Genomic DNA, 23,479 nt, shown 5'->3' with positions numbered 1-23,479 from the left:
ATAAATGCTTTTGGCATCTTTTTATATACACATACAGGAAAATAAAGTTTTATGAAAAAAATAATAACAAGTGTCGTTTTGGTTTCTTCTTTTCTAATGATAGGAAACATTACAACGAGCTGTAGCAAAGTAGAAGATATTATTGACGATATTTCTGTGCCTGTTCCATTTACGATTCCACTAGATTTTGATACAGAATTTCCTTTTGCAACAGTTAACACAACGGAATTTGTGACTTATCCGGAAGTTCCTGTTAATATAGATGCAGATGCAAAGATCAAAGAGCAATATTCATCTTTGTCTATAAATAATTTGAAAGCAGCAAGATTGGAGAAATTTACTATTGTAGCTAGAGATGGAAATGCAATTCCGCTTGATGCGATCAAAGATGCCGAAATTTACTTTAAGGCGCCAAACTTAGACAATGCTTTGGTTGCGACAGTTACAGGTAATACCAATGCTACGGTCGTTACTTTTACTCCAACCAGTGCAGATCTAATTAACCATCTGAAATCAAAACAAAATTCTTTCATTTTAAGGATCAAAGGTTCAAAAATTACCGCTGGACAGATGAAAATTACAGTTAATACCGGCTTCAAAATAGAAGTAGGATTATAAAAAGAAGAAAAATTACAATTAAAAAGATGACTCAGTGGTCATCTTTTTTTATGCTGTCCTCGTAAGGATTGTCTTCTGCAAAGAGTATATTGAGGATCATGCCTATGATCACTACTGTGTTAATTATGATCCACAAGAAATGAGGAAAAGGAATAATGAAAAATGGATTATAGAGAATGGTGAGAGCCACAAAAATTTTGACATCGGTATGATCTCTCCTGTGAAAAGCATCGTAAGCCAACCAGCCAAAGCCTGAAAATAAAAGATAACTCGAGAATCTGTAAAATAAAGAAGGCATCTTAAAGAAGGACAGGATCAAGATTCCGGTCAAAATCAATTTTACGAGCTGATTCATATTCATCAGTTTGAAGTAAAATTAATAAATAAATATTTATAATCTGTGATTTTATTTATATAATTATAGATTTGATAATTTCTTTTGATTATAAAAATTATTTTCGAACTTTGAAGATTTCTTATTCAAATACCAAATTGTTTTGAATCGCCAAAGATTTCAGTTCTGTTTCTTCCCATTCTTTTTGTGCGTCACTTTTCATCGTTATTCCACCACCAACAAAGAGGAATGCGTAATTTTTAAAGAAACTGGCACATCTTAGATTGACGAAATAATAAATGAAATCTATGGTCTCAACTTTAATGTAACCTGCGTAAAATTCTCTATTAAAATGTTCAATGCTTTTGATTCCCTGCGCACAAAGCTCTTTCGGAAAACCACAAACCGCAGGCGTTGGATGCAATTCTGAAATGATCTTATCCAGGCTTTCAGGACTTATCTCTGCCGAAAAATCAGTTTTAAGATGTTTGATGTTTCCAGAGATCAGATCTTTTGTAGTTGATACTTTTAGATTGGATGAAAACTTTCTAAGAATTGATTGGATGTAATCTGTCACCGCTTTTTGCTCTTCGATCTCTTTGTCTGTCCAACTTTCGTCGAGTGGAAGAGTTCCGGCGAGGCTCATCGTTTCAAATGAGTTGGTCTTCTTGTCAAATTTTCCCAGAACCTCAGAGAATCCGCCCATCCAGATCTCATTGTTTTTTTCAAAAAGATAACAGAATGCGGAAGGGTAGCTGTCACAAAATTTCAGGAAGCTTTTTGTCAATGATAATTTTTTCTCCGAATCTATATCAAGATACATCAAAAGTTTCCTTCGGGAAAGGACCAGTTTCTTAAGCTCGTTTTTCTCGATGAAGTCTTTGGCTTGATTAATTTTAATAGCATAGGAATCCTGAGTTTCTTTCCCTATTTCTATTAATGAGCTTTTGTTTTTAGGAGAAATGGTTTGATTCTCAATTTTCTCTTTTGATATTTCTGTAATGGAACCTTTAAAGTCCAAAATGGTCTTAGAATCAAAACTGACGAACGAAACCTGTTTTTCTGAAGAGTTTTCCAACGTGTGAAAAACCTCTGAGTCTGGCAATCTGAAAACGAGCATATTGATTAGAAATAATTAGACTTTTCCGACTGGGACGATGTTGTTCGTCATGGTCGTATGGTTGATTAGATTTCCTTTTTCGTCTCGGATCTCAATTTGGGAAACGTGCATGGTGTTTCCTTTTCGGATAAAAGTGGCTGTTCCGGTCACAATTCCTTCTCGTATCGCACGCAAATGATTGCTGTTGATGTTCGTACCAACAGGAACAGATTTGGAAAGATCAAGATTAATTAATGAAAGACAAGAACCCAAAGTCTCTGCCAAAACACAACTTGCGCCACCATGCATGATCCCGTAAGGCTGATGAACTTTTGGCGTTACTGGCATTGTCGCAGTGAGATGATTATCGGACACATCGGTGTAAACAATGTCAAGCGTTTCTCCCAAAGTATTCTTGCTGGCTTTGTTTAGGCGTTCAAGTGTTTCTATTTTTTTTGCTTCGTCCATCGAGTAAAATTAAAAGATTAAAGGATTAAAAAATTAAAAGATTAGCGAAAGAATTACTTTTACTATCAACTATCAACTAATAAATCTGCGGATTCCAGTTCTCAGGATGTTTTGGCGTGATATCATATTTGATGTAGAAATCCTGGATTTCCTGCATGATCTCTTCAAAAGTATGCGTTTCCAATTTTTCGTAAGGTATAATGTAACCCAAATTAACGGTTTTTCTTTTGTAATCGCCACCAGCCAAAACGATAGGAACTTTTGCAGCCAAAGCCATATTGTAAAAACCTTTTCGCCATTTCGGGACCCAACTTCTTGTGCCTTCCGGTGTGATCACTAGACTGAAATCATCTTTTTTGAATTCGTCTGCTACAAATTTTACAAGGTCATTCTTCTGAGAACGGTCGATCCCGATCCCGCCAAGTCCTTTTACAATACTGCCGTAGAAAGCTTTGGTGTGCGCATCCTTGATGATGACTTTCAGTTTTTTACCCAACGCCCAGTATGCTAGATTTCCGAGAATATATTCGCTATTATCGGTGTGTGGTGCAACAACGAGGATGCATCTGTCGAGATTGTTGACATCGCCTTGGAGAACGACTTTCCAACCGACTAGTTTGAGGATGGCTTTTCCTAAGAATTTTTTCATAGACAAAAAAATAAAGTACAGCGACAAAGCTATACTTTACAAATTTACAAAATATGTTTATTTTCTAAGAAATATCTAGATATTCTTTACGTTTCAAAAAAGACTTGAGAAAAAATCAACCAATTTGATGGCGATTGCAATTACTAATTGTATCATTTTGTTGTAGTTTTTTAGTTAGAAATTGATTTTCTGGAACAAATTTAATAAAATAACCAATGGTATTAATAAAAATTTGGTTAATATTTTATTAAATTTTTAATTCACTGCCGGGTAAATTACGGCATTTGTAAGGTCTAGAGGATTGTAACTTTTCAAGATGTGCTCCTGCATTACTTTTGCCATTTCCTTGAACTGATCCTTGCTTGTGATCTTCTTTCCTCCAACCTGGAAAGTTCCCGGCGGTACGTCATCGAATTTTTCTCTCAGATCTTTCATTGGATCGTTGTAGAACTTCAGCATTTGCTTGTGCATATCATCAATCTTGACATTCAATGGTTTCTTGCCAGCAAAAGATTCTAAGAAATCTGAGGTGTCATAAGTCTTTTCCAATTTCTGACTTTTTGCCAATTTGAAGATGAAATTGTCCTGACTGTCATTCAATTCGAAGATCAAACCTGGCAGACCTCGGAATTTATAAGGTCCCTCCAAGATATTAACATCTTTGGCAAACCAGGCGGTCCAAGCTCTTCCTCCGAAATTTGTAGTCGCTTTTTGCAACGTGTACTGTCCGGAAGTTTTGGTCTCGTTTTCCAGTTTCCAATACATTTTGTCTGTGGTCTGGTAGGAGAAATAGTCCATCATCATCTCATAGTTGGTATTCTGATATGAGTTTTTCTTTCTTGTGATGACGGGTGATCCGGTCCAGTTGTAATTTCTACCTCCTTTTTTGTTGATAGAATCATTCAAAACGCTTTCGTAATCATAGAACTTAACATCAGTTGGGTTGATGTCCAAAGCCATGTCAGCTTTTCTGTATTCTTTGGATTCGGAGTTTGGTTTGAATTGATATTCGTAAATAAAACGATGCGTTTGGGCTTTTGATAGGGTAGTGAACATTACCAAAAGTAGAAGAGTATAGATTTTCATCCTTATAATCTTTTATTATTTATCACTTATAACTTTTTAGGAGAACTAGAGGAAAAGCGGAAACTCTTTACAGTTTTTGACCCGCTTTTCGACTAATCCACTCTCAAATTATTATTTAGTTTTGATATTGATCTCTTTCTTTCCGTCTTTGATATTGATGTTAAGGTCTTCAATTGATTTCTTAACTTTTTCATCAATTTTCAGTCTTTCCAAAACCACGTCTGCAGAATCTTTGGAGTAATATTTCCCATTGATCTTCACGCTGTCGCTTTCGTCAGAATTGTACTCGATCGTAGTCCCGTTGATGTTGATCTTGTTTTTCTCAACTGTAATTCCGCTGTTGTTATTGTTGGCAGAATCATTGTCATCGTCATTATCGTCATCACCATTGACGTAGATCTCATATTCTTTTTCATTGATGATCTTCGTATTTCTAGGAACTACAAGTTCATAATTTAGGCTGTAGTCTCTGAAACGGAATTCATAAGGATACTCGAAGTAGTTTGGTAAGATAATTCTGTTTCCAACGATCTGCACTGGCACTTTCATTTTCAAAGGTTGGTTGTAACCGTCTGCTTCTTTTTTCACAATTAGATAAGGTGTTTTGATATCATCTCTTCTTGTGATCTCTACACTTGGGTGGTCTCTTTTGAAAATACTGGCCTTATCAGAATAGATATCATCAAAGTATGTCTTGAAATTCTCAGGGATCGCTACTTTTTTGCTATCCAGATAAATGGTGTCAATTGCATTTGGAGCAGTAATGGAGATGTTCTCGTAATCTTCATTTTCTCCACTGTAAGCAAAGTTGAATCTTGAAGCATTCGCAGCTAATACGCCAACTAAGATCAACCAGATGATTCCCAAAGTTCCTAGAACAGGTCCTACATAATTGAATTTAGTTTTCGGAGAAAATAATTTGATTGATAATAATAAGAACGCAACGCCGAAGATAATGGTAGGCAGAGCCGCGATCGCTAAGATCAAATAGCCCATATTGTTCTCCTCAAGATAGAATCCAAGGTTGTTGTCTATCCCAAATTTCCCTGATCCGTAAGCAAATGTCATTGCGAAAAGTCCGATGAAACAACCTGCTGCCATCAATGCCAACCATACTGCAAGACAATATTTAAGGATTTTCAGAATGGTGTCTCCAGCAGATCCAATTTTTGGTTTGTTCTCCGTATAGATTTCACCAGCTCTGGTAGTAGTTTCATTAGCGAACTGAACGATCTTTCCAGATTCTTCCTTTAGATTGTCGAAGTTCAAAGGTTTCCCTTTCATTTTCAAAAAATCCGAAGCTGATTCTGCTTTTGGCAAAACGGCCCAAAGGATAAAGTATAAGATAACAACTAGGAAAGAAGATCCTGGAGCTACCCAAAGGAAAAGAAATGCACCCACCCAGATCAGTCTCATCCAGCTGATCTCCATCCCGAAGTAAGCTGCCAATCCTGCGCAAACGCCTGCTATCTTTTGTTTTTCCGGATCACGGAACAGTTGTTTCTGAGAATTGCTGCTGTAAGAAAAAGTACCAGAAGTTTTGGATTGTTTTTGTTTCCCTTCAGAAAAATAAGCTTCTTCCTGTTCGTCAATCTGTTCTGGTGTTCCGATCTGAGCAATCACTTTCTCAACGTCAGAATCATTGACCACCTCTCTTTTTCCAAGTGTTTCTTTAAAGATCTCTACCATTCTGATCTCGATGTCGTTCATCACTTCATCAGCTTCAGCAGCGTCTAGAGAGTTTCTAAGAGCATTCAGATAATCGCTTAATTTTATATAAGCCAGCTCGTCTATCGTAAAGGAAAAACCAGCGAGTGCTATAGATAATGTCTTGTTCATAATAATTAGTTTTGAGAGTTTGAGATAATTTGGTTTACAGAATCTGTAAGTTCTTTCCAAGTGGTTTGCAGTTCAGCGAGGAAGAGGCTTCCTTTTTCCGTGATCTGATAGTACTTTCTGGGCGGTCCGCTTGTAGATTCTTCCCATCTGTAAGCGAGAAATTCGCCGTTTTTCAATCTTGTTAGGAGCGGGTAAAGTGTTCCTTCCACTACATCCAGTCTTCCTTTTTTGAGAGATTCTATCAGGTCGGAAACATACATTTCGCGTTGTTGGATAAGACTCAAAATACAGAATTCCAGAATTCCTTTGCGCATCTGCGCCTTTGTGTTCTCGGTATTCATATTAATTGTTTGGTTTTTTTAATTCAAAATTTAAAGTTCAAGATTCAATATTTTTATTCTTCCGACTTCCATTTTCAGTCTTCCGACCTCAAGAACATCTTTCTTTAACTTTACATTGCAAAGATATGTAAATAGAATGGTATTATGCAATACAAAGTAGTAAATATTTTTATAATTTATATTTAAAGTATTGATTGTCAATGTTAAAAATTTATATCTGATTTTCTTATTAATTTTTAAATTCAATTGATTGACCTAATTATTAAATTATTTTCAAAAAAAACCTCTTAAAATTTGCAGATGGGAAATGTTTTCATACTTTCGTAAGAGAATTAAGAATAACAATGAATTTTACAACCACAACAACCATTTCTACAAAAACTACAATTGATAGTTGCAGAAAGGTGTGTGTGTGAAATTGAAAAATAATAACAATACTAAAGCCTTTCTGAATTACCAGAAAGGCTTTTTTGTTTTAAAATATTAAATAGATACAAATGAAAGTATTAAAATTTGGAGGAACTTCAGTCGGAAGTTTGGAAGCGTTGAAGAATGTAAAATCAATTGTTGAGAAAGAATTCAACCAGAATGTACCTTTAGTTGTAGTTTGTTCTGCCTTTTCTGGGATCACAAATTCTCTTTTATTGGCTGCAGAAGAAGCATTGATTCAGAATGATTTCTCAGAGATATTAAAAGTTGCTGAGGACAAGCATTATCAGGTCATTTCAGGATTGCTGCCAAGAACAATGCAGAATCCTTTACTGATGTTGGTAAAGGTGAGTTTCAATGAGATCGAAGATATTCTTTTCAGTGTCAAAAATCTTGGTGAATTATCAGGCAGGATTAAAGATAGATTGTTGGCTTACGGCGAACAAATGTCAAGTAAAATCATTGCGACTTATCTTCAATCAGAAAATTTCCCTGCGAATCACAAAGACGCAAGGGAATTAATTGTCACCGATTCCAACTTCGGAAATGCGTCAGTCGATTTCAGCAAAACCAATGAAAATCTAAAGAATTGGAATCCTGAAAATCAAATCTATGTTGTGACAGGTTTTATTTCGAAAGATAAAAATCAAGATACAACAACGCTTGGAAGAGGCGGTTCAGATTATACTGCGGCAATTCTTGGTTCAGGTTTGAAAGCTGACGAAATCCAAATCTGGACAGATGTTGATGGTTTTATGACAGCCGACCCGAGGTTGGTCAAAAATGCTTTTTCACAGCCGGAACTCAGTTATCAGGAAGCGATGGAGATGTCCTATTTCGGCGCAAAAGTCATCTATCCGCCAACAATGATCCCAGCCATCGAAAGTCAAATTCCGATCTATATTAAGAATACTTTCAATCCAGAAAATCCAGGAACTTTGATCCATCAGAAATCAGAAATTTCCAAAGGTTTGATCAAAGGAATCGTCTCCATCGAGAAAACTTGTTTGGTCAATATCACCGGAAATGGAATGATTGGGATGAAAGGTTTCAGTGGAAGATTATTTAATGCGTTGGCGAAATATGATGTTAATGTTATCTTGATTACGCAAGCAAGTTCGGAACATAGCATTTCATTTGTTGTCAATTTTAATGATGAGAAAAAAGCTGAAAAAGCCATCCAGGAAGAATTTGAATTTGAAATCAATGCCAACAAGATCGATGAACCGCAGTTCGATAATGAGCTCAGTATTCTTTCCGTTGTCGGAGAGAATATGAAAAAAACGAGAGGAATCAGTGGGAAGTTTTTCAGTGCTTTGGGTAAAAATGGAATCAATATTATTGCCATTGCGCAAGGTTCATCGGAACTCAATATTTCAGCTGTTATTGAACGAAATGAACTCTCAAAAGCCTTGAATGTTGTCCACGATTCGCTCTTACTTTCGCCAGTTAAAACCTTCAATGTGATGTTTGCTGGAACAGGAAATATTGGAAAAGAACTCTTCAAGCAATTAAAAAGAGAAGAAGAAAATCTCGAGAAAAATCACCAAATTAAAATCAATGTCATTGGCGTAACCAACAGCCGACAAATGATTATTTCAGAAAATGAAAGTTTGAATTTTGACTTAAATAAAATTTTAGATAAAAACTTAGAAAAATCTGATTTAGAAAATTTTATAAATTCTATTTCAAGCAAAAATTTACCTAATTTAGTTTTCATAGATAACACTTCAAGCGAAGATGTTGTGAGTCACTATCCACAATTTTTTGAGAATAATATATCGATTGTCACTTGCAACAAAAAAGGAAATTCTTCCGGTTACGAACAATACAGTAAGTTTAAAAGATTGGCGAAAAAGAACAACGTCAGTTTCCTATATGAAACAAATGTTGGAGCCGGACTTCCAATCATCAAAACGCTGAACGACCTTTGGATTTCCGGAGACGAAATTCTGAAAATCGAAGCCATTTTATCAGGAACTATTTCGTACATTTTTAATAATTATGTCGGTGAAAAAACTTTCGCTGAAGTTGTAAGAACAGCGCAAGAATTAGGTTACACAGAACCCGACCCAAGAGACGATCTCAACGGAATGGATTTCTCCAGAAAGATGCTAATTCTTGGACGAGAAATTGGCTTACCTTTGGAAATGTCCGATGTCAATATCAAAGATTTTCTTCCGGAAGCTTGCCTCAAAGCAGATTCGATTCCGAGTTTTTATGAAGAGCTGGAAAAGAACGAACCTTACTTTTCATCCTTTAAAAATGAAGCAGAAAGTTCGGGTAAAAAACTAAGATTAATTGGAATCTTGGAAGACGGAAAAATCAACATCGAAGTTAAAATGGTTGATGCAAATCACGCTTTCTACGGACTATCAGGAAGCGACAATATCATCTCATTCACAACTTCAAGGTACAAAAACACACCATTGGTTGTTAAAGGTCCAGGCGCTGGCGCAGAAGTTACCGCAGCAGGCGTTTTCGCAGATTTAGTAAGAGTTACAGCTCAATAATCATAAAAGATAAACGATAATTGATAGTTGATTTCAATTCATCGTTTTAATAAATATCATTTATAACTCATCATTTATCAATTATAAAAATGGATTCTATCAAAGTTTTTGCTCCTGCAACAGTCGCCAACGTCGTTTGTGGCTACGATATTCTCGGTTTCGCCATCGACGAACCAGGTGACGAAATCATCCTGACAAAAAACAATTCAAATAAAATCACCATCACAAAAATCGAAGGCGACGGCGGAAAACTCCCTAAAGACCCAAGTAAAAATGTCGTTTCCCACGTCATTCGAATGTTCTTGGAAAAGATAAATTCAAACCAAGGAATCGATATCGAGCTTTACAAAAAAATGCCTCTCAACAGCGGAATGGGTTCCAGTGCAGCGAGTAGCGTTGCGGCTTTGGTCGCCATCAATGAGCTGATGGGGAAACCATTTTCACGACAGGAATTGTTACCTCTCGCAATGGAAGGTGAACGCATCGCCTGCGGAAACGCACACGCAGACAACGTTGCGCCAGCACTTTTGGGCGGAATGGTTTTGGTCAGAAGTTACGAGCCATTGGATGCGCTCAAACTGCCTTATCCAAAGCATTTGTCGGTTGTTTCCGTTCATCCGCACGTGGATGTTCCGACAGGCGAGGCGAGAAAAATCATCAAGGAAAGAATCAGCCTGAAATCTGCCGTTCAGCAATGGGGAAATATCGCCGGATTGATTGCCGGATTTTGCACCAACGACCTTGCTCTGGTCAGCCGAAGTCTCGAGGACGTCATCATAGAGCCAGTTCGCGCGATGTTGATTCCGTATTTTTACGAGATGAAACAACTCGCTATGGACAATGGCGCGATTGGTTTTGGGATTTCCGGTTCCGGTCCGTCGGTTTTTGCTTTGTGCGAAAAGAAAGAAATTGCAGAAGTTATTTCACATAAAATCAAGGAATTACTCACTCAAAAAAATATAGAAAGCGAATCATTCGTCACAAAAATCAACGACGAAGGCGCACGAGTAATAAATTAGAATTATTTGGGCAGCTTAATCCGCCTTCCGTTCCCAAACCTAACGAAGTGGTTCGATGAAGTCAATCTTTTTTGCCTAGCTTTTCCAGCCACAAAAAAGGATTTCCACTCAAGTCGGGCTGCAGATTCGTCGTTAAATCAAGATTTGTCCTAAAAACGAAATATTGTCATTCCATTGGAAACCTAACGAAGTGGGGCGAAGAAGTCAATCTAAACTGTTGAGATTCCTACGGAAAAACAATATTGTGGTAAATAAATCTGCAAAATTTGCTAAATCTGCGAGAAATTAAAAAATTTGAATTTATCAACAAACAATAAAAATCAATTATCATTCATCAATCATCATTTATAAAATGAAATACATATCAACAAGAAAACAAGAAGAAACCAACATCAAAATAGCCATCCTAAAAGGTTTGGCAGATGACGGTGGACTTTTTATGCCCGAATATATTCCACAATTGGAAGCGGACTTTTTTGAAAATTTACCCAATCTAAGCCTTCAGGAAATCGGTTTCCGAGTAGCAAAAGAATTTCTCGGCGAATCCATTTCCGATGACAACTTAAAAGAAATCATCGATGAAGTTTTGAACTTCGAAATTCCGGCTGTGAAAATATCGGATAATATTTATTCGCTGGAATTATTTCACGGTCCTACAATGGCTTTCAAGGATGTTGGCGCGAGATTTATGGCGAGAATGATGGCTTATTTTTCGGAAGGAAAACCGATGAAAGTGATTGCTGCAACTTCCGGAGATACAGGAAGTGCTGTTGCATCAGGGTTTTTCAATGTTCCGGGAATTGAGGTCTATATTCTTTACCCAAAAGGAAAAGTGAGTCCATTACAGGAAAAACAATTGACAACTTGGGGCGGAAATATCAAAGCTTTGGAAATAGATGGGACTTTTGACGATTGCCAAGCTTTAGCAAAACAAATTCTGTCCGACGAAGAACTGAATCAGAAATTTACTTTGACATCGGCGAACAGTATTAATATCGCGAGATTGATTCCGCAGTCGTTTTATTATTTCTGGGCATTTGCTCAATTACAGAAATTAAGAAAACCAATTGTTTTCTCAGTTCCAAGTGGTAATTTTGGAAACTTGACAGCCGGACTATTTGCAAAAAAAATGGGATTGCCGATTCATCAATTCATTGCTTCAACCAATGCAAATGATGTTGTTCCAAAGTTTTTAGAAACTGGAAATTACGAATCAAAACCTTCAAAACAAACCATCAGCAATGCAATGGACGTCGGAAATCCAAGCAATTTTGAAAGGATGAAAAGTCTTTTCAATGATGATGTTTCTGAATTCAAAATAGAGATTGAGTCTTATTCTTTTTCGGATGAGGAAACGAAACAGACAATGATAAAAGTGAAGAATGAATTCGATTATACTTTAGACCCGCACGGAGCGGTTGCTTATTTAGGATTAGAAACTCTTCGACAAGCTCAGAGTGACAAAAAAAATGAAAGTTTCATCGGTGTTTTATTGGAAACGGCCCATCCTGCAAAATTTGTGGAAGTCGTGGAAGAAGTCTTGAAAGAGAAAATCGAGATTCCTGAAAAATTGGAAGCTTTCAACAAAAAGGAAAAACAATCTGTGGAATTTTCAGCTGATTTTGAAGTTGTTAAACAATTTTTGATGGAGGAGAAGTGATTTATCGCAAAGTCGCAAAAAGCTATATTAATAATTTCGTTGTAAGTTGCAAAGTTGATTCGGATGCTGTTTTGCGATTTTTAACATTAATCAAATTAAAAACTTTCGCCTTTGCGATAAAAACTTTTGATTATCAGTTTCCAATCCCAAATAAAATCATATCTTTGCACCCGAATTACATAATAATCATTAAATAATATTGGAATGTATTTAACACCAGAAAAAAAGTCAGAAATTTTCGCAAAGCACGGAAAATCTGCAAATGACACAGGAAGCGCTGAAGGACAGATTGCTCTATTCACTTACAGAATCAACCACCTTTCTCAGCATTTGAAAGCTAACCGTCACGATTTTGCTACAGAGAGATCTCTAGTAATGTTGGTAGGAAAGAGAAAATCTCTTCTTGATTACTTGAAGAAGAAAGAAATCTCCAGATACAGAGCTATCATCGCTGAATTGGGAATCAGAAAATAATTTCCGCTTTCAAGCAAAAAACAAAAGCAACTCAATTTGGGTTGCTTTTTTTGTGTTCAATTGTCATTTAAAGTTAGAATAATAAGACAATTTTTAAGGAGCTATTCCCGCTGTCCACTGTATCTTTTTTGTCATTGCGAACGACATGAAGTAATTTTGATTTACGATTCTACCGCAATGCCAAAAAAGGATGCCGTTCCCATCGGGGCTAGGGACTTTGTCATAATAAGTTAGTTTCGGCTAAGCTTTTTAATAGTAATTATAGTACTTCTTTAAATTCTGTTTTTGATTCGTGATTGTATTTCGCTACAATTTTTTTGTTTAATTCTTTTAAAGTTTTTTTCTCAGGGATTCCTTTTGTGTAAATTAATATTCTACTTAAATCGATTAAAACTTCAATGTAAATTTTAAAGTTTTCATCATTAGCAAAATTCAATGTATAAATTATTCCAGTTGCAGATTGACGGTAACAAGGGTTTTCGTATTCAATTTTTATATTAGAAATTGATTTTTCTTCAGATATCAATTTATCAAAGTTTTTTAAAATTTGATTTTTTAATTGGTCAGCAATAATTTCTAACTGATATTTAATTTTATTATCATTTTCAGAGGAATACAACTTAATTAAATTGATACCTTTTATATAATCGTAAGTATTCATTGGTTATTTTAAGCAATACTTTAATTTACCACAACCTCAGATTTCCGAGAATCCCTAAACAGAAAATAAACCCCAATCAAACTCAACAAAACAAACAGTCCAAAACTTATCAAAGAAAATAATTTTCCTTTTTCGATAACAGCTGGTTCAAATTTCATTTCAATTTTATGTTTTCCTGCAGGGACGTATAGCGCTCTCAAAAGGTAATTTGCTTTGATGTAATCCACTTTGTTTCCATCCAGATATACATTCCAGCCGTGAGGGTAATAAATCTCTGAAAAGACCGCCAATTGAGGCGTTTTAGAAGATGAATCGAAAGACAATTCATTTGGCTGATAAGATTTCAAAGCCAAAAACGCCGTTGAGTCTTTTACCAGATTTTTTCCGTTGAAATAAGCTTTGTCATCTTTAGAAATCACAGCGATTTTCTTGGTGTCAAGATTTCCTGTTTCATTCAGTTCTTCGTTTGGATTGTTTACGAATTTGATGTCAGAAACAAACCACGCATTGCCGTTGGCTTCAGGATTTGGTGTGATTTCCGGTTTTTGCTGGTCGCCTACTAAGAAATATTTGGTGTTCAGCATATTCAGGATTCGGATGGTTTTTACCTGGTCTGTGGTTGAGAAATATTTGTTGATCAAATCATCGTAACGTCTCAATTTAACTGCGTGGTAACCGCCAATCGAAGATTTGAAATAAGAAGTATTGGTCTCGCTAAAAGTTGATAGAATGTTATTGAAAATCCTGTAATGATCTTTATCTTTTTCGGCGATGGTTTGTAAAGCTTTGTTCACTTCGGTCTGTTGCAAAAGGCTTTGAACAAAAGAATTGTCGCCCGCTTTGCTCATCAGATATTCCGAATTTTCGGTTTGAAAAGGATAATCCGCGAAGGTTTTGTCAACATAATTATCATCGTTCAGATAACGTCTGTTCACCGTCCAAAGGTCAAACAAACTCACGAATCCTATAATTAATAAAACGATGTTGATATTCAGTTTTTTCTTTAATCCTAAAAATAGTACACCAGCCGTAATGGCAACATAAATTATCGCTTTTAAAGCATCCGTTTGGAACATTGAAGCTCTTTCTCCAATCAAATAGTCCAATAAGAAAGGAGGCAGGTAAGTTTTCTCGTTTGCCGTGTAGAAACCTAAAATTCCTTTTCCGAAAACCATTAAAATCAATGTGATTCCGAGAACGGTTCCTGAAACGTAAAGCAAAATTTTCTTTTTGTATTCTTCAGTGATATTTTCATCAGTAAAGAATTTATATAAACCAAGAATTGCAATCAGCGGAAACAAAAATTCCACAACCACCAAAATAGAAGACGGCGCACGGAACTTGTTGTACAATGGAACATAATCGATGAAGAAATCTGTCAGCACAGAAAAATTGCTTCCCCAAGCTAAGAAAATGGTCAAAATCGATGCTCCCAAAATCCAATATCTGTAACGTTTTCCGGCAAAGAAAAATCCTAAAACCGCCAAGAAACAAACCACTGCACCTTGATAAGCTGGACCGGAAGTACTCGGCTGGTCGCCCCAATAAGTTGGACTTCCAAAACCTCTTGTCATCATATCATATTCCTGCTGGGATTTGATGTTGTCCTGAGCCAAAACTTGGATCTGTTCCATTATTTTGTCAGAGCCTTCTTCCTGACTTGCACCACCCATTAATCTCGGAATGAATAAGTTAAGGGTTTCCAGTTTTCCGTAGCTCCACATCGTGATGCTTTCTTTATCCATTCCGGATTTTCCGGCAGTGTGGTTTTTATCGTTCAGGATTTGCTTTCCACGTACGGTTTCTTTCACGTATTCGGCGTTTGCCATAATTCTTTGCGAGTTCATTCCAACGCCGATGATTCCGGCAACGGCAACGATTCCCGTGGAAATCAGGAAGTGTTTCCATTCGATTTTTCCCTTAATTGCTCTTATCAATTCAGAAAGGAACAAAAATCCTAATCCTATGAACAGGTAATACGTCATCTGCGGGTGATTCGCACAGATCTGAAGTCCCATAAATAGGGTAGTGGTGATGAATCCGAGAATGTATTTTTTTCTGAAATAAACCATTAAAATTCCAGCTACCAAAGGTGCAAAGTAGGCAATCGTATGAACTTTTCCGTTATGTCCGGCCGCAATAATGATGTAAAAATAAGTAGACAAACCGAAGAATGTCGCGCCAAGCAAAGCATATTTCCAGTTTCTAACCGCCACCATTCCCAAAAAGAAAAATCCAGCAAACAGTAAGAATAAATAGTTTGCAGGTTTCGGCAGGAACAAGAACAAATCGTCAATTTTCTTGATGACATCGCCACGAAATTGCGCTCCAGTCTGGTAAGTTGGCATTCCGCCAAACATGGCATCGCTCCAGTAAGTTTCATTTTCGTTGTTCGCTCTGTATTGCAAAAGTTCTTCGGCGCCGCCTTTGTAGAAAACAATGTCGTGCTGCATCAAGCGCTTTCCGGAAATAACAGGATTGGCATAAACCACCGCCAGCAAAATGAAAACGACAAAACTCGCAAGGATGAAAATTAGATTCTTCTTATTTTTGAACATATATAGATGTTAGATATTAGACTTTAGATATCAGATTTAAAATCAATGCTTTAAATGAATATCAATTTACAAAATGGCTTTAAAATTTCAAATTCCAAATTTAATATTAAAAAACCTTTCAGACTTAATAATCTGAAAGGTTTTGTGTTTATTTTATGTCGGAATTTAACTATTGCTTTTTCTCTTCTTTTATTTCCTCATATTCCACTGTTTCTGCATCCCATTTTACTTTTTGTTCGGGCATTTTTTTGGAACTTGTTTGTTCGTTTTGCTGTTGGTTTCTTGGATTTAAGGTCGGAAAGTTTTTATAAAACGCACTGAAAAAAATCCGCTTCAAAATATTCCAAACGAAGAATATAATGATGGTTGCGATGATAAATTCGAAAATGTACTTCATTTCCTTATTTTTTTAATTCTAAAATCTATTTATAAGAAGGATTGATGATGATAGACGTTGTGGAGTTTTTGCTCATACTTTGCGTCTGTTTTCCGTCGGAAACACTTTCCTTTTGAGTTGTTTTGATACTTAAGTTCTGGTTCAAAAGCCAGCCTGTATTTTCATCAATGATAATTTTTCCGCTTTCCGTCCCGCCAACACTCATTGTGTGTGTCATTCCGTTTTGGGTCTGCTTGTCAGATTTTGAAGGAATCACGCCACTTACGCTGATTTCCGCTTTTCCATCTTCAACTTTAGTTAATGTGAAAGTTAAGGTTTGTTTTACTTTTCCAGGAACGATATCTTCAGAATCTGTCCATTTATCACCTATTTTTGCACCTTTTGCTGGAAGAAGTTTCAGGTTTTTACCCAATTGTTCCTTCATCATGGCCTCGTTGAATCCGGTTTTAAAACTTTCGATAAAAGCTGTTTGCTGTTTAGTGTCTTTTACAGTTCCGGCAATTGCTTTTTTAAGATTGTTGTACACAACATCAAAGCCAGTCACAGATTTGATATTTCCGTAAGAATCCATTTTTACATTCAATTTATTACCAGCCAACCCTTTACTCACAAGATAGTCCATTTTAAGCGCTTCCTCTTTTGGAGCGGCTTGTTTAGTATCTATAGAAACTGTTTTTCCGTTTGATGTGTTGGACATTCTTTTTCCAATCATATTCAAGGTCAAATCGTAGATGTTGTCTTTGTAATCGTTGACTGTAATAGACATTTCGTCCGTCGTTTCATTGGTTCCAGACATTGTTTTTCCGTCAGGCGTATTCAAAGACTGGATTTCTCTTTGATAAGAAACCAATGGATAGGTTACGCCCTTTTCCAGAATGAATTTCTGTTTGTAAACGCCACTGCTGTCAGCAATTGCTTTCGGCTTGGAAGCTTCTTCTGCGGAAACTTCTACGGTTACAGTTTCGGTTTTTCCAGTTTTTGGGTCAACTCTTGTAATGGTTTTAGTCTCTTTTTTACAAGCAACCAATGTTATGGCAATTAGCGCAAGCGCTGTTATTTTTTTCATAATTGATGTTTAATATTAAATTATAATTGATGTTTTGATAATTGATCAGTTGATTTCCATCAACTAAAAACTATCAACCAGCAACAACTATTTTCTGTCTCACGGCTTCGTAAAGAATCGCGCCACACGCTACAGAGACATTCAGGGATTGGGTTTTACCTTCAATTGGAAGTTTTATTTTTTCATCAGAGTGATGAAGCACTTCTTTTGAGATTCCCGTTTCCTCATTTCCCATCACGATTGCGCACGGTTCTGTGAAGTCGACATCGTATATCAATTTCTGCGCCTTTTCTGTCGCTGCGAAAACTTTGATTCCACTTTGTTGAAGAAAATCTACAGAATGTGCAAGGTTTTTTTCTTTACAGATTTTAATGTTATAAATTGCTCCAGCAGAAGTTTTGATCGCATCAGAATTGATTGGTGCGCCACCTTTTTCTGGAATCAAAATCGCGTCAACACCCACACATTCAGCGGTTCTACAGATAGCTCCGAAGTTTCTTACGTCTGTCAATCTATCTAAAATTAAGATAAATGGCGTTTTTCCTTCTTCAAAAAGTTGAGGCAAAACATCTTCGATTTTGTGGAATGGAACGTCAGAAATAAAAGCAACCACACCTTGGTGGTTTTTTCTGGTAAAGCGGTTGAGTTTTTCTACGGGAACGTAGTTTGGACGGAGATTATGCTTGGCCAAAAGTTGCTTCAGTTCGAAGTAAATTTCGCCTGTCAAAGCGTTTTGTAAAAATATTTTATCTACGGTTTTTCCGGCTTCTAAGGCTTCCATCACTGGTCTTAAACCGAATATGAAATCGTCTTTTTTCTCTGGATTCATTAATGAGATTTTGTTTTGCAAAAGTAGTCTTTTTGAGATTAATTTTATCTTAACAAAATTGTAAAGTTCTTTGTTGAACCACAAAAGTCACAAAAGAAAGAATGAAAACACTTAAGTTGATTAAAAAGAATGTTTAAATAGTTCACATCAGCGCAATTAAGTTTGGCAAATCAAAGATTTCAAATCTAAAGTGAACTTTTTCTTTTGAAGGATTTTTGACTAAACCTTAAATGACTTAAGTGTTAAAAAAAACTTTTGCTGTTTCATTCTGAGTCCAAAACAAAAACCAAAAACTCACCATTCTCAGTTTTGAATTTCAAATCGCCGGTTTTTCTGTAATCTTCAAAAAGTGGCGTTGGAAATGTATCATCAAACTGTTTGGTCTTGAAGAATTTTCCTTTGATTTTTAATGGGCTTTTCTTAATCAATTTATCCGTTGTGACAGGAATTTTGAATTTCCTTTTCTCCGGGTCTTTGGAATCCACGTAGAAACAATGTGCGAAGAGTTCAGCTTTGTCAACGTATTTTTTATAATCCGAAACTTTCACAAAATTCGGAAGCGTTGAGTTGTCACAAGTCAAATAAAGAACTTCGATTTCCTGAGTTTTGCTGATTGGTTGGTAATATTTGAATCTCTCATTATCGGATTTCGAAAATGATAAAATCCCTAACAGGAGAACTGGGAAAAGAAATCTAAGTTTCATTAGTTATAAAGTTAAACCTTCCGCAATCAGCGCTCTTTTCTGTGCAAGAACATAGCCGTAATGGATACTTTCGTGCATATTATTAAAAATAATAGCATCCTGGATATTCTTCAAATCAATCCCAAAACTTGTAGAATAGGGTGTGTAATCCGGAAAAAAATCATTGTCGAAATCTTTCATCAGGATTTTTGAAGTTTCTATTAACAGATAAGCCAAATCCTCCATTTCAGATTGCTTGACATCCACGTTGGCGAAGGTTCCTTTCTTGTACGTCTCCACCCAATATTTGTCTATTCGGAACTGGTTTCCGCTAAGGTAATAGCATAGCAATTGCTGTTGGGCAACACAGTGAGCGATATTCCAGTAAATGTTATTGTTGAAACCGTCTGGGATTGTCAGAAGGTCTTTTTCAGAAGTTGTTTGTAGAATATTTAAAAGGTTTTTTCGGACCTGTCTATGATTGGCAAAATGATAATTCATTTTCGAAGAGAAATTTATTTAGTTCAAAGTTATATTAATTATAAATAAACGACAAATTATCCAGATCTATTAGGAAAAAATAAAACAGTTTGCAGATAACTTCCGACTTCTAAGCTCCAAACGCTGACCTTTTAACAAATATTTAACGCAAGATTAGCAGTTGTTGTGTTTGCTGTTGCGGGTTTTTATATGAAATTTACCAAATTATTTTAAGATTTACTATGTCAGACTTGAATCAAGCAGAAGATATCAGACAACTTACCGAAAAAGTAAAAGAACAAAACTACTTTTTCTCGATTCTAAAACAGGAGATCAACCGCGCCATCATCGGGCAGGAATATATGATAGACCGTTTGCTCATCGGACTTCTTGGCAACGGACACGTTCTCTTGGAAGGTGTTCCCGGATTGGCAAAAACTTTGGCGATTAAAACCTTGGCAGAAGCTGTTGACGGGCAATTTTCCAGAATCCAGTTTACGCCGGATCTGTTGCCTGCAGATGTTGTGGGAACAATGATTTATAGTGTAAAAGACAACGATTTCAGTATCAAAAAAGGACCTGTTTTTGCGAATTTTGTTTTGGCAGATGAGATCAACCGTGCGCCTGCAAAGGTTCAGTCCGCACTTCTCGAAGTGATGCAGGAGAAGCAAGTGACGATTGGCGATGAAACAATGCCTTTGCCAAAACCTTTCCTTGTTTTGGCGACTCAAAATCCAATTGACCAAGAAGGAACTTACCTTTTGCCAGAAGCGCAAACCGACCGTTTTATGCTAAAGTGTAAAATCGATTATCCAGAATTTGAGGATGAGAGAAAGATTATGAAAATGATTTCGACGCAGGATATTCCGCAGATCAGAAAAGTGGTGGATCTGAATCAAATTGTTGAGGCTAAGAAACTCATCAATCAAATTTACCTTGACGAAAAGATAGAAAAATACATTCTGGATATGGTTTTTGCTACCCGTTTTCCAGAAAAATACGGCTTGTCCGAAATCAAAAATTACATCAGTTTTGGAGCGTCGCCGAGAGCGAGTATCAACTTGGCAATTGCTTCCAGGGCTTATGCGTTCATCAAAGGAAGAGCATTCGTCATTCCGGAAGATGTGAAAGAAATTGCGAAAGATGTTTTGAGACATAGAATTGGTTTAAGTTTCGAAGCTGAAGCCGAAGAAGTGACTCAGGATGATATTGTGAATAAAATTCTGGCGAAGATACAAGCGCCTTAATCATAAGCATGAACAATTTAATGATCAGAGAAGCAATCCTAAAAGATTGTCCTGCAATGCTAGCACTTATAAAGGAATTGGCGGAATATGAAAATGCGCCGGATGAAGTCACGGTTTCATTACAAGAATTTGAAGAGGCGGGTTTTGGAAATAATCCTGTTTGGGGCGCTTTCGTAGCAGAAGTTGATAATCATATTGTAGGTCTTTCCTTGTATTATGTAAGATATTCGACATGGAAAGGGCAACGATTATATTTGGAAGACCTTATTGTTACAGAAAAAATGAGAGGGCGTAACATAGGAAAACAGCTTTTCGATAAAACCCTTGATTATGGAAAGTCCAAAAACTATTCAGGAATGGTCTTTCAGGTTTTGAACTGGAATGAGTCGGCCATTAATTTTTATAAGAAATATGAGACGAAGTTTGATGATGAATGGGTCAATGTCTCCATTGAATTAAATTAAAATATAAGCGGTTTTTAAACTTCTTATAAATTGGTTAATCTGTTGGTAGTGGTCAGTTGTCGAATTATACTAATGATGAGATGTCTGAAAACTATCAACCGATGACCGCCAAAAAAGCAATGGTTCAAGTCTTAAAGTTTAGCATTATAGTAAAATTAAAAACTTTTTTAAATTGCTTCAAACTTTAATAAGTGAGAAAAATTTTATTGATTACATTTCTATGCTTAGTTCAAATTTGTTTTGGACAAACTTCAGATTTTTCTTTTAAACTGAGGTCTGTTACAGATTTTTATGATTCTCAAACTCATATTTTTGTGAGAAAATATGAAAATGAGGAAGTAACTTTAATGGTCACGCTAACAAATAGTGAATTAAAATTAATTAAAGATTACTTTGATGAAGTAGATTTTTTGAAATTACCGATGAATTTAGAATGTAATAATTCTATTGATATTTTGCCTGTTGTCAAAAACTGGATTTTTTTTCAGGAGAAAAATCAAAGAAATTTATGTTTCAATCAAATTAATTGTGAAAAAAATGATAAAAGGCAAGAGAAAGATTTTGAAAATTTGTGGAATTTTATTTTTTCAATTTTAGAAAATAAAATTAATATTAAAGAATTAAAAAAATCTAATTTTGAGGTAATTTAGTTCAGAATATAAAGCGAAACTAAAAAATGCAGATAAAAGACATTGTCAAAAAAGTAAAGCAGATAGAGATCCGGACTCGCAAGAAGACGGAAGCATCGCTTATGGGACAATATCACAGTGCATTCAAAGGTCAGGGAATGACATTTTCTGAGATTCGTCAATATCAATTTGGTGACGACACCCGAAGAATGGACTGGAACAAAACAGCACGTTTCCGCGAGCCATTCGTAAAAGTGATGGAAGAAGAGCGAGAACTTACAATGATGCTTGTTGTAGATGTTTCTGCGTCAATGGATTACGGAACGAGAACGCAACTAAAAAGAGAATATGTTGCTGAAATCTGCGCATCTCTCGGATTTTCGGCCGCAGGAAACAATGACAAAATCGGATTGATCCTCTACGCTGACAAAGTTTTGAAAGTAGTGCCGCCGCAGAAAGGTAGAAAACATGTTTTGTCAATCATCAGCAATATTTTGTCGGCAGATTATGTTCCTGCAAAATCCAATCTGGATGTGGCTTTCAATTATATGATGAGCGTTTTCAAAAGAAAATCTTTAGTTTTTTTGTTTTCGGATTTCGAAGATGAATTTGACCAAAAAATCCTAAATGTAACTGCAAGAAAACATCAGCTTTTGGGACTTCGCGTTTTTGACGAAAAAGATATGGAGATCCCGGACATCGGTTATGCGCTTTTTCGTGATGCAGAAACGGGTCAGCAAGTTTGGGCAAACACTTCCAGCGCAAGATGGCGGTACGATTTTGCAGAACAACAAAAACGCAAAATGCGCCAGACCAAAGAAGAATTCGAGAATTCATCGGCCCATTTTTTAGATATTAAAACCTCGGATGATTACAGCAAGTTTTTGTATCAATATTTTAAGAAATAGATTTTAGAAGTTAGTTATTAGAAGTTAGAAATTGCAAATGCAAAGATTCAAATCATATCAATTATATTTTTTCTTTTTTATCCTCTCATCATTTTTAGGATTTTCTCAAACCTTATCATCCAATCTTGATAAGACGACGTTGGCGTTGGGTGAAGTGGCGGTTTTTAAGATTCAGATTTTGGATTTGAATGGAAAAGATGTGCAGATCGCAGCGAGAAATGAGTTATTGCCTTTTCATTTTGAAATGGTGAATGACAGTATTGCAATTCAAAAAGATATTTATTTGAGGTCGGTGAAATTTGCGGTTTTCCAGGAAGGGAAATTCACAATTCCGGAAATCGAGGTTAAAGTCGGAGATAAAATCCTGAAGACCATTCCTTATGAAGTGGAGGTCATCAATACAGCCAAAAAAGGCGACCAGATCAATGACATTATGAAGAACAAGGAGGTTCGTTTGGATGTCAAAGATTATTGGGAACTTTATAAATTCTATGTTCTTCTGGCATTGCTTATCATTGCCATCATTGTTTTGATCATCGGCATTGTAAAGTATGGGAGAAAACGCAAAAGCAGCCCAGCCGTTACAACCAATCAAACTTTGAAGGACCTGGAAAAACTTAGAAAGAAAAATTACATCGAAGACGAGAATTTCCGTGCTTTTTATGTTGAGTTGATCGAGATTTCCAGGGCTTTCATTACAAAACAATATCAGATTCCTGCAGATGTTTTGCTGACAGATGATCTCATCACTTATATGAAATCGACCAACGCTATTTCTCAGGAAAACGAAAAAATCGTGGAAGATATCTTCTTGCGTGGCGATCTCGTGAAGTTTGCGAAAACAATTCCGAATCAGGAAATTATGTCTAAGGATTTTTCTGAGATCAGAGACTTTGTAAAACGTTCAACAAAAGACGTGGAAGCAGAAAATCTAAGAACTTTGAATAGCGGAGAACAAGAAAATTTTAGAAATAAAAATAAGTAGGCTTTCATTAAATCATTTATCAATCATCATTTATCAATTATAA

24 protein-coding genes are annotated in these 23,479 nt (G+C 36.1%); 10 read left to right on the top strand and 14 right to left on the bottom strand.

Annotated features, from left to right (window positions below; genetic code table 11):
* Positions 1–51: 51 nt before the first annotated feature.
* Positions 52–618 (top strand): hypothetical protein, encoded by a 567-nt coding sequence (locus tag AXA65_RS11290; RefSeq protein WP_063970208.1) that lies wholly within the window; start codon positions 52–54, stop codon positions 616–618.
* A 31-nt stretch (positions 619–649) separates the two neighbouring features.
* Here AXA65_RS11290 and AXA65_RS11285 read toward each other — a convergent pair whose 3' ends face one another.
* The 7 genes from AXA65_RS11285 to AXA65_RS11255 form a co-directional block, all read right to left on the bottom strand.
* The gene (locus AXA65_RS11285; protein WP_063970207.1) at positions 650–973 is read right to left on the bottom strand and encodes a DUF6804 family protein; all 324 of its coding nucleotides are present in this window, start codon (positions 971–973) and stop codon (positions 650–652) included.
* A gap of 121 nt (positions 974–1,094) precedes the next feature.
* Positions 1,095–2,072 carry a chorismate-binding protein gene (locus tag AXA65_RS11280; protein ID WP_063970206.1) on the bottom strand — a complete coding sequence of 326 codons (978 nt, stop codon included), beginning with the start codon at positions 2,070–2,072 and terminating at the stop codon, positions 1,095–1,097.
* 15 nt (positions 2,073–2,087) lie between these two features.
* Positions 2,088–2,519, bottom strand: coding sequence for a PaaI family thioesterase (locus AXA65_RS11275; RefSeq protein WP_063970205.1), 432 nt, complete (start codon positions 2,517–2,519; stop codon positions 2,088–2,090).
* Between the two features lie 76 nt (positions 2,520–2,595).
* Complete coding sequence (locus AXA65_RS11270) at positions 2,596–3,168, bottom strand: 1-acyl-sn-glycerol-3-phosphate acyltransferase (protein WP_063970204.1); 573 nt, start codon at positions 3,166–3,168, stop codon at positions 2,596–2,598.
* Positions 3,169–3,423: 255 nt separating this feature from the next.
* A complete protein-coding gene (locus AXA65_RS11265; RefSeq protein WP_063970203.1) occupies positions 3,424–4,254 on the bottom strand; it encodes a GLPGLI family protein in 831 nt (276 codons plus the stop codon).
* 111 nt (positions 4,255–4,365) lie between these two features.
* Positions 4,366–6,093 carry a PspC domain-containing protein gene (locus AXA65_RS11260; protein WP_063970202.1) on the bottom strand — a complete coding sequence of 576 codons (1,728 nt, stop codon included), beginning with the start codon at positions 6,091–6,093 and terminating at the stop codon, positions 4,366–4,368.
* Positions 6,094–6,098: 5 nt separating this feature from the next.
* Entirely contained in the window at positions 6,099–6,434 is a 336-nt protein-coding gene (locus AXA65_RS11255; protein ID WP_063970201.1) for a PadR family transcriptional regulator, read from the bottom strand.
* A 497-nt stretch (positions 6,435–6,931) separates the two neighbouring features.
* Between AXA65_RS11255 and thrA the strand changes: the two genes are divergently transcribed.
* The 4 genes from thrA (at position 6,932) to rpsO (ending at position 12,529) form a co-directional block, all read left to right on the top strand.
* Entirely contained in the window at positions 6,932–9,376 is a 2,445-nt protein-coding gene (gene thrA, locus AXA65_RS11245; protein ID WP_063970199.1) for a bifunctional aspartate kinase/homoserine dehydrogenase I, read from the top strand.
* Between the two features lie 89 nt (positions 9,377–9,465).
* Positions 9,466–10,395 (top strand): homoserine kinase, encoded by a 930-nt coding sequence (locus AXA65_RS11240; protein WP_063970198.1) that lies wholly within the window; start codon positions 9,466–9,468, stop codon positions 10,393–10,395.
* A gap of 352 nt (positions 10,396–10,747) precedes the next feature.
* Positions 10,748–12,055 carry a threonine synthase gene (thrC, locus tag AXA65_RS11235; RefSeq protein ID WP_063970197.1) on the top strand — a complete coding sequence of 436 codons (1,308 nt, stop codon included), beginning with the start codon at positions 10,748–10,750 and terminating at the stop codon, positions 12,053–12,055.
* Between the two features lie 204 nt (positions 12,056–12,259).
* Positions 12,260–12,529, top strand: a complete 270-nt coding sequence (gene rpsO, locus AXA65_RS11225; RefSeq protein WP_063970195.1) for a 30S ribosomal protein S15 — start codon at positions 12,260–12,262, stop codon at positions 12,527–12,529.
* Between the two features lie 259 nt (positions 12,530–12,788).
* Here the strand turns inward: rpsO and AXA65_RS11220 are convergent, their stop codons facing one another.
* The 7 genes from AXA65_RS11220 to AXA65_RS11190 all read right to left on the bottom strand — a co-directional run bounded on the left by AXA65_RS11220 (position 12,789) and on the right by AXA65_RS11190 (position 19,224).
* A complete protein-coding gene (locus tag AXA65_RS11220) occupies positions 12,789–13,190 on the bottom strand; it encodes a hypothetical protein (RefSeq protein WP_063970194.1) in 402 nt (133 codons plus the stop codon).
* Between the two features lie 20 nt (positions 13,191–13,210).
* A complete protein-coding gene (locus AXA65_RS11215; RefSeq protein ID WP_063970193.1) occupies positions 13,211–15,748 on the bottom strand; it encodes a YfhO family protein in 2,538 nt (845 codons plus the stop codon).
* Positions 15,749–15,917: 169 nt separating this feature from the next.
* Positions 15,918–16,145: a hypothetical protein gene (locus AXA65_RS11210; protein ID WP_063970192.1), complete on the bottom strand. Its 228-nt coding sequence runs from the start codon at positions 16,143–16,145 to the stop codon at positions 15,918–15,920.
* Positions 16,146–16,170: 25 nt separating this feature from the next.
* Positions 16,171–17,211 (bottom strand): DUF6263 family protein, encoded by a 1,041-nt coding sequence (locus AXA65_RS11205; protein ID WP_228391674.1) that lies wholly within the window; start codon positions 17,209–17,211, stop codon positions 16,171–16,173.
* A gap of 73 nt (positions 17,212–17,284) precedes the next feature.
* Positions 17,285–18,040, bottom strand: coding sequence for a 23S rRNA (guanosine(2251)-2'-O)-methyltransferase RlmB (gene rlmB, locus AXA65_RS11200; RefSeq protein WP_063970232.1), 756 nt, complete (start codon positions 18,038–18,040; stop codon positions 17,285–17,287).
* A gap of 263 nt (positions 18,041–18,303) precedes the next feature.
* A complete protein-coding gene (locus AXA65_RS11195) occupies positions 18,304–18,744 on the bottom strand; it encodes a hypothetical protein (RefSeq protein WP_063970190.1) in 441 nt (146 codons plus the stop codon).
* A 3-nt stretch (positions 18,745–18,747) separates the two neighbouring features.
* Positions 18,748–19,224 (bottom strand): DinB family protein, encoded by a 477-nt coding sequence (locus tag AXA65_RS11190; RefSeq protein WP_063970189.1) that lies wholly within the window; start codon positions 19,222–19,224, stop codon positions 18,748–18,750.
* Between the two features lie 221 nt (positions 19,225–19,445).
* Between AXA65_RS11190 and AXA65_RS11185 the strand changes: the two genes are divergently transcribed.
* From AXA65_RS11185 to AXA65_RS11165, 5 genes are all read left to right on the top strand, one after another.
* A complete protein-coding gene (locus tag AXA65_RS11185; RefSeq protein ID WP_063970188.1) occupies positions 19,446–20,450 on the top strand; it encodes an AAA family ATPase in 1,005 nt (334 codons plus the stop codon).
* Positions 20,451–20,470: 20 nt separating this feature from the next.
* Positions 20,471–20,914, top strand: a complete 444-nt coding sequence (locus AXA65_RS11180; protein WP_228391673.1) for a GNAT family N-acetyltransferase — start codon at positions 20,471–20,473, stop codon at positions 20,912–20,914.
* Between the two features lie 191 nt (positions 20,915–21,105).
* Positions 21,106–21,564: a hypothetical protein gene (locus AXA65_RS11175; RefSeq protein WP_063970186.1), complete on the top strand. Its 459-nt coding sequence runs from the start codon at positions 21,106–21,108 to the stop codon at positions 21,562–21,564.
* Positions 21,565–21,590: 26 nt separating this feature from the next.
* Positions 21,591–22,451: a DUF58 domain-containing protein gene (locus AXA65_RS11170; protein ID WP_063970185.1), complete on the top strand. Its 861-nt coding sequence runs from the start codon at positions 21,591–21,593 to the stop codon at positions 22,449–22,451.
* Between the two features lie 37 nt (positions 22,452–22,488).
* Positions 22,489–23,436: a BatD family protein gene (locus tag AXA65_RS11165; RefSeq protein ID WP_063970184.1), complete on the top strand. Its 948-nt coding sequence runs from the start codon at positions 22,489–22,491 to the stop codon at positions 23,434–23,436.
* The last annotated feature ends 43 nt before the right edge of the window (positions 23,437–23,479 follow it).

Origin of the sequence: Chryseobacterium sp. FP211-J200, from assembly GCF_001643375.1 — a bacterium.
Lineage (GTDB): Bacteria > Bacteroidota > Bacteroidia > Flavobacteriales > Weeksellaceae > Epilithonimonas > Epilithonimonas ginsengisoli.
This window is presented reverse-complemented; position numbering and strand designations above follow the sequence as displayed.